The following is a 4886-nucleotide window of genomic DNA, read 5'->3' on the forward strand; positions in this document are numbered from 1 at the left end:
CCTGCAAAACTCCCCATCCTTGCGATTTTCGGCATCTCCCCTGCTCCCCCGCTCCTAGATAGCTTCTTGGTTCTTTTCCCCAGTCCGAATGCGGATAATTTGCTCAACAGGAGAGATGAAAATCTTGCCATCACCGATCTCGCCAGTGCGGGAGGCAGCGATAATTTTATCAACGACCATATCAACCTGATCGTTTTCCACAACAATCTCGACTTTGAGTTTTTGCAGGAACTCAACCGTGTACTCAGAGCCGCGATAGCGTTCAGTTTGGCCCTTCTGACGACCAAAACCTCTAACTTCAGAAACGGTCATTCCTACAATGCCAGCATTGACGAGTGCGATTTTCACTTCGTCAAGTTTAAACGGCCGAATAATAGCTTCTACCTTTTTCAATTTGTTCACTCCTAACTGCTTTATAGAACTTACGTAAACCTGAACAAGCCTAATTATTGCACAAGTTATACTATCTACTTCCTGTTTCCCCCTAGTCTGTTCCCTGATTCTCGTCCACAGGCGTGAATTCGCCGAAAGCGCACCCTATTCACAACTCTTATAGGTAAATAGCTACAACCCTTACAGTTTTGGCTAAATTGAATACAGCATTTACATCTCAATTGCTGCTGTACCCGTAATTGGGACAGTCGAACTGTCTGTCTTTAAGTTGTAAGTTTTGAGTAATGCGTCCGCAGTTGTGACAAGTATTAGCATACAGATACCACCGATTGACAACTACTACCTTACATCTATAAACAGGTAACTTAGAAATTAATTGCAGACCAATTCATCCAACTACAAATCGCGTTTACCAGGTAAGATTACAGATAATCTAGGCATTGACAATCATGTTCAAAATAGACACGCCTCAATCAATCTTACTAGCTTCTATGACTTCCCAATTAAGTAGCCAAGCCGTTTTTGCATCAACTGCAAACAAGACCAACTATCGCTCTGTTGTGCCACTAACAGTTTATACCTCCACTGAAGAAGGTAGACTAATAAGCAAATCAACTCTACCGACTTCGGAAATATAAAGATATAATAAAAAAATATTTTCCCTCAAACAACTTACCCAAACTCATATAAACTTGTACAGATAGCGAAAAGTAAGGGTAACTTGCCCTAAAGTTGGACCTAGCCAGTACAAGAGGCCGTCCCCTAGGTTGAAATAGGAAGTAGACACTAAACTTGAATAAGGTTAACTTTAAACAGGTTTGGATAAGTTCTATGAACCAAAAACAAGCTTTACCGTCATCGCCTGTATCCATCCTCAAACCTACGTATATTTCTAGAAACTATAACTGCCGAAGGCGGTCAGCTTAACTATCGCTATGCACCCAGCCAGCCCACCCCCTGATAGCAAGGGCTTCAATGCTCTGCTGAAAAACGGCCCCTTCCTTGCCTTGTGGATTGGCCAGCTTTTTGCACAAGTGGCGGATAAAGTCTTTTATGTATTGCTAATTATCCTGCTAGAAGCCGGTGACTATCGGCCCTGGTCTACCTTGGAACATTCCGATAATTCCATGCGATCGGCAATCATGGTAGCCTTCACCGTACCAGCAATTTTATTTGGCTCAGCCGCCGGAATTTTCGTTGACCGCTTTCCCAAAAAGCAAATGCTGCTAGGCTGCAACCTGATTCGAGTCCTATTGATAGCAGCAATGCCATTTTTGCCGAAAGCCTTCGCCGTCCTCTTACTCGTTACCTTTCTAATTTCTACCGTCACCCAATTTTTTGCCCCAGCGGAACAGGCGGCTATCCCCCTGGTAGTGCGTAAAGAAGGATTAATGACCGCCAATAACCTCTTCGCCTCATCCACAATGGGAGGGATAATTGTCGGCATGACCATTGGCGAACCCCTGTTGAGTTTCGCCAAAGATAGCGCTGGGGCTGGCGCTCAAGAGTTCTTAGTCGCTGGGTTCTACCTAGTTTCGTCGGGTTTGATTTATCTAATGCAGGTAAAGGAAAATAAGGTATCGCCTCACGCGGTGTTAATTCATCCTTTACATGACTTCAAAGAAGGGTTGCGATATCTCAAGCACAATCGTCTCGTCAGCAATGCAATGGTGCAGTTGACGATTCTCTACTCAGTGTTTGCTGCCTTGCAAGTGCTGGCAATCTCTTTATCCGGCAAAATTGGTCTGAAAGAAACTCAATTTGGCTTTGTGCTGGCTGCGGCAGGAGTGGGTATGGTCTTCGGTGCAGGTTTGTTGGGCCATTTTTCAGACCGCTTGCACCATAAGCCTCTACCTTTGATTGGTTTCTTAATGATGGGTTTTGTTTTAGGGATGTTTGCCTTTACCAGATATTTGTGGCTGGGATTGAGCCTCAGCGCTATGTTTGGCTTAGGTGCTTCTTTGATTAACGGGCCGATGCAAGCCCTAATTCAGGAAAAAACTCCAGAATCAATGCGGGGGAAGGTTTTTGGCTTTCAAAATAATGCGATTAACATTGCTTTAAGTCTACCTTTAGCTATTACTGGGCCATTAACGGATGCCGTTGGTAAAGCCGTGGGTTCCGAGGATGTGGGTTTGCGGGTGGTGCTCTTAGGCCTGGGATGTTTAGTGGCTCTAATGGGTGCGGCTGCTTGGCGCAATACTCGTGATGTTTTACAGGACGTGGTTTAGGGGGAAGGGAGTGTTAAATCCCTTCTGCCCAGTTGTGAATTTTTGTGGAAAATATCTAAGGTTAAACTTTTCTAGCTTGATGATTAAAATAGAACTAAGATAACAGGCTTCATTAAAACTAAAGAGAAAGATTGAGGAAGGGAGAACAGTGCAACTAAAAACTAAAGTAGCAGCAAAACGAGCAACGGGCGGTTTTGCTTTGATTGACAGCTTAAGACGACATGGTGTTAAGCATATTTTTGGTTATCCCGGCGGGGCAATTCTGCCGATCTATGATGAACTATACCGCGCTGAAGCTGAGGGCGGTATTCAGCATATTTTGGTGCGCCACGAACAAGGTGCTGGCCACGCGGCTGATGGTTACGCTCGCGCTACGGGACAGGTTGGTGTTTGCTTTGGGACTTCGGGCCCCGGCGCTACTAATTTGGTGACTGCGATCGCGACGGCTCAGATGGATTCGATCCCGATGGTAATCGTAACTGGTCAAGTACCTCGCAGTGCGATCGGTTCTGATGCTTTTCAGGAAACTGATATCTATGGGATTACGCTACCAATTGTGAAGCATTCCTATGTGGTGCGCGATCCGAGAGATATGGCGAAAATTGTCGCTGAGGCTTTCCACATCGCGATTACGGGAAGGCCAGGGCCGGTGTTGATCGATGTACCCAAGGATGTTGGCTTAGAAGAGTTTGATTATGTACCGGTGGCACCGGGTGCGGTGCGGATTCCGGGATATCGGCCGACGGTGAAGGGAAATCCTCGCCAGATTAATCAGGCGGTGAATTTGATCCGCCAAGCGGAACGACCTTTGCTATATGTGGGTGGAGGCGCGATCGCGGCTGGTGCTCACGCGGAAATTCAAGAACTAGCTGAATTGTTCCAGATTCCAGTAACAACAACACTGATGGGTAAGGGTGCATTTGATGAAAAGCATCCTCTATCGGTGAAAATGTTGGGGATGCACGGCACGGCTTATGCTAATTTTGCCGTGACTGAGTGCGATTTGTTGATTGCTGTCGGTGCTCGGTTTGACGATCGCGTTACTGGCAAGTTGGATGAATTTGCTTCTCGCGCTAAGGTAATTCACATTGATATTGACCCCGCTGAGGTGGGTAAAAATCGCCCGCCAGAAGTGCCGATTGTAGGCGATGTGCGGAATGTGTTAATTGATTTGCTGCGGCGATGTCGGGAAACAGGAGAAGTTAATAGCGATCGCACTCAGGAATGGTTGGCGCGGATTAATCGCTGGAAGCAAGACTATCCTTTAGAAGTTCCTCACTATCCCGATGTCATCTCTCCCCAAGAGGTGATTGTAGAATTGGATCGTCAGGCACCGGACGCTTATTTCACAACGGATGTGGGCCAACATCAAATGTGGTCGGCTCAATTCCTGAATAATGGGCCCCGTCGCTGGATTTCCAGTGCGGGTTTAGGCACGATGGGTTACGGGATGCCTGCGGCTATGGGTGCGAAGATGGCGCTACCTAACGAACAGGTGATTTGCGTGGCTGGCGATGCTAGCATCCAGATGAATATTCAGGAGTTAGGCACGCTAGCACAGTATGGCATTGCGGTCAAAACTGTGATTGTGAATAATGGCTGGCAGGGAATGGTGCGGCAGTGGCAGCAGGCGTTTTATGGTGAGCGTTATTCTTCGTCGAATATGCAGCCGTCGATGCCGGATTTTGTGATGCTGGCGGCGGCCTACGGCGTGAAGGGGATAGCGGTTTCGCAGCGGGATCAATTGGCAGATGCGATCGCCCAAATGCTAGCTCACAACGGCCCAGTTTTGATGGATGTGAAGGTGAGCAGAGATGAAAACTGTTATCCGATGGTAGCACCAGGAAAGAGCAATGCTCAGATGATTGGTTTACCAGTTCGCAAAAGTTTGGAACAGGCGATCGAATTGATTTACTGTCCGAGTTGCGGTGCTAAGAATGTGACTAATAATAAGTTTTGTCCTGAGTGTGGGGCTAAACTTTAAAAGGTTTTGCTCCTGGGATATTTCTTAAAGCTGAAGTTCTCGTTATTGGGAACTTCAGCTTTAACTTAGATAAGTTTTGAAAGGAGTTAAGCTGATGGCTGAACTGAAAATTAAATGCGAACAACCAGAGTCAATCCAGCGTTTCATTACAGATGCTATTAGTAAAATGATGAATTGCATCATAGCCACGACTTTGATGAATGGAATTGTTAATTGTTAATTGTTAATTGTTAATAATCCTTCCCCCTCTCTTACCCTCTCCCCCATCCTCCCTATCC

At 46.3% G+C, this 4886-nt stretch carries 5 protein-coding genes; 3 read left to right on the forward strand and 2 right to left on the reverse strand.

The genetic code is table 11. The annotated features are described in order from the left end of the window. Window positions 1–54 precede the first annotated feature (54 nt). Together PN499_RS16830 and PN499_RS29680 are read right to left on the reverse strand one after the other, a co-directional pair. A complete protein-coding gene (locus PN499_RS16830) occupies window positions 55–393 on the reverse strand; it encodes a P-II family nitrogen regulator (protein ID WP_007354934.1) in 339 nt (112 codons plus the stop codon). 217 nt (window positions 394–610) lie between these two features. Then, entirely contained in the window at window positions 611–781 is a 171-nt protein-coding gene (locus PN499_RS29680) for a zinc ribbon domain-containing protein (RefSeq protein WP_417063885.1), read from the reverse strand. 547 nt (window positions 782–1328) lie between these two features. Between PN499_RS29680 and PN499_RS16835 the strand changes: the two genes are divergently transcribed. From PN499_RS16835 to PN499_RS16845, 3 genes are all read left to right on the forward strand, one after another. Further along, a complete protein-coding gene (locus tag PN499_RS16835) occupies window positions 1329–2624 on the forward strand; it encodes an MFS transporter (protein ID WP_272033253.1) in 1296 nt (431 codons plus the stop codon). Window positions 2625–2772: 148 nt separating this feature from the next. Continuing rightward, on the forward strand, window positions 2773–4608 hold the full coding sequence (gene ilvB / locus PN499_RS16840; RefSeq protein WP_272033254.1) for a biosynthetic-type acetolactate synthase large subunit: 1836 nt from the start codon (window positions 2773–2775) through the stop codon (window positions 4606–4608). A 94-nt stretch (window positions 4609–4702) separates the two neighbouring features. Continuing rightward, window positions 4703–4828, forward strand: a complete 126-nt coding sequence (locus PN499_RS16845; protein WP_272033255.1) for a hypothetical protein — start codon at window positions 4703–4705, stop codon at window positions 4826–4828. Window positions 4829–4886: the final 58 nt, after the last annotated feature.

The sequence above is a fragment of the Kamptonema animale CS-326 genome (assembly GCF_028330895.1).
GTDB classification, from domain to species: Bacteria; Cyanobacteriota; Cyanobacteriia; order Cyanobacteriales; family Microcoleaceae; genus Kamptonema; species Kamptonema formosum.

Coding starts and splice junctions, on each gene's coding strand:
- PN499_RS16835 (WP_272033253.1), top strand. CDS start 1,329: ATGCACCCAGCCAGCCCACCCCCTGATAGCAAGGGCTTCAATGCTCTG.
- PN499_RS16845 (WP_272033255.1), top strand. CDS start 4,703: ATGGCTGAACTGAAAATTAAATGCGAACAACCAGAGTCAATCCAGCGT.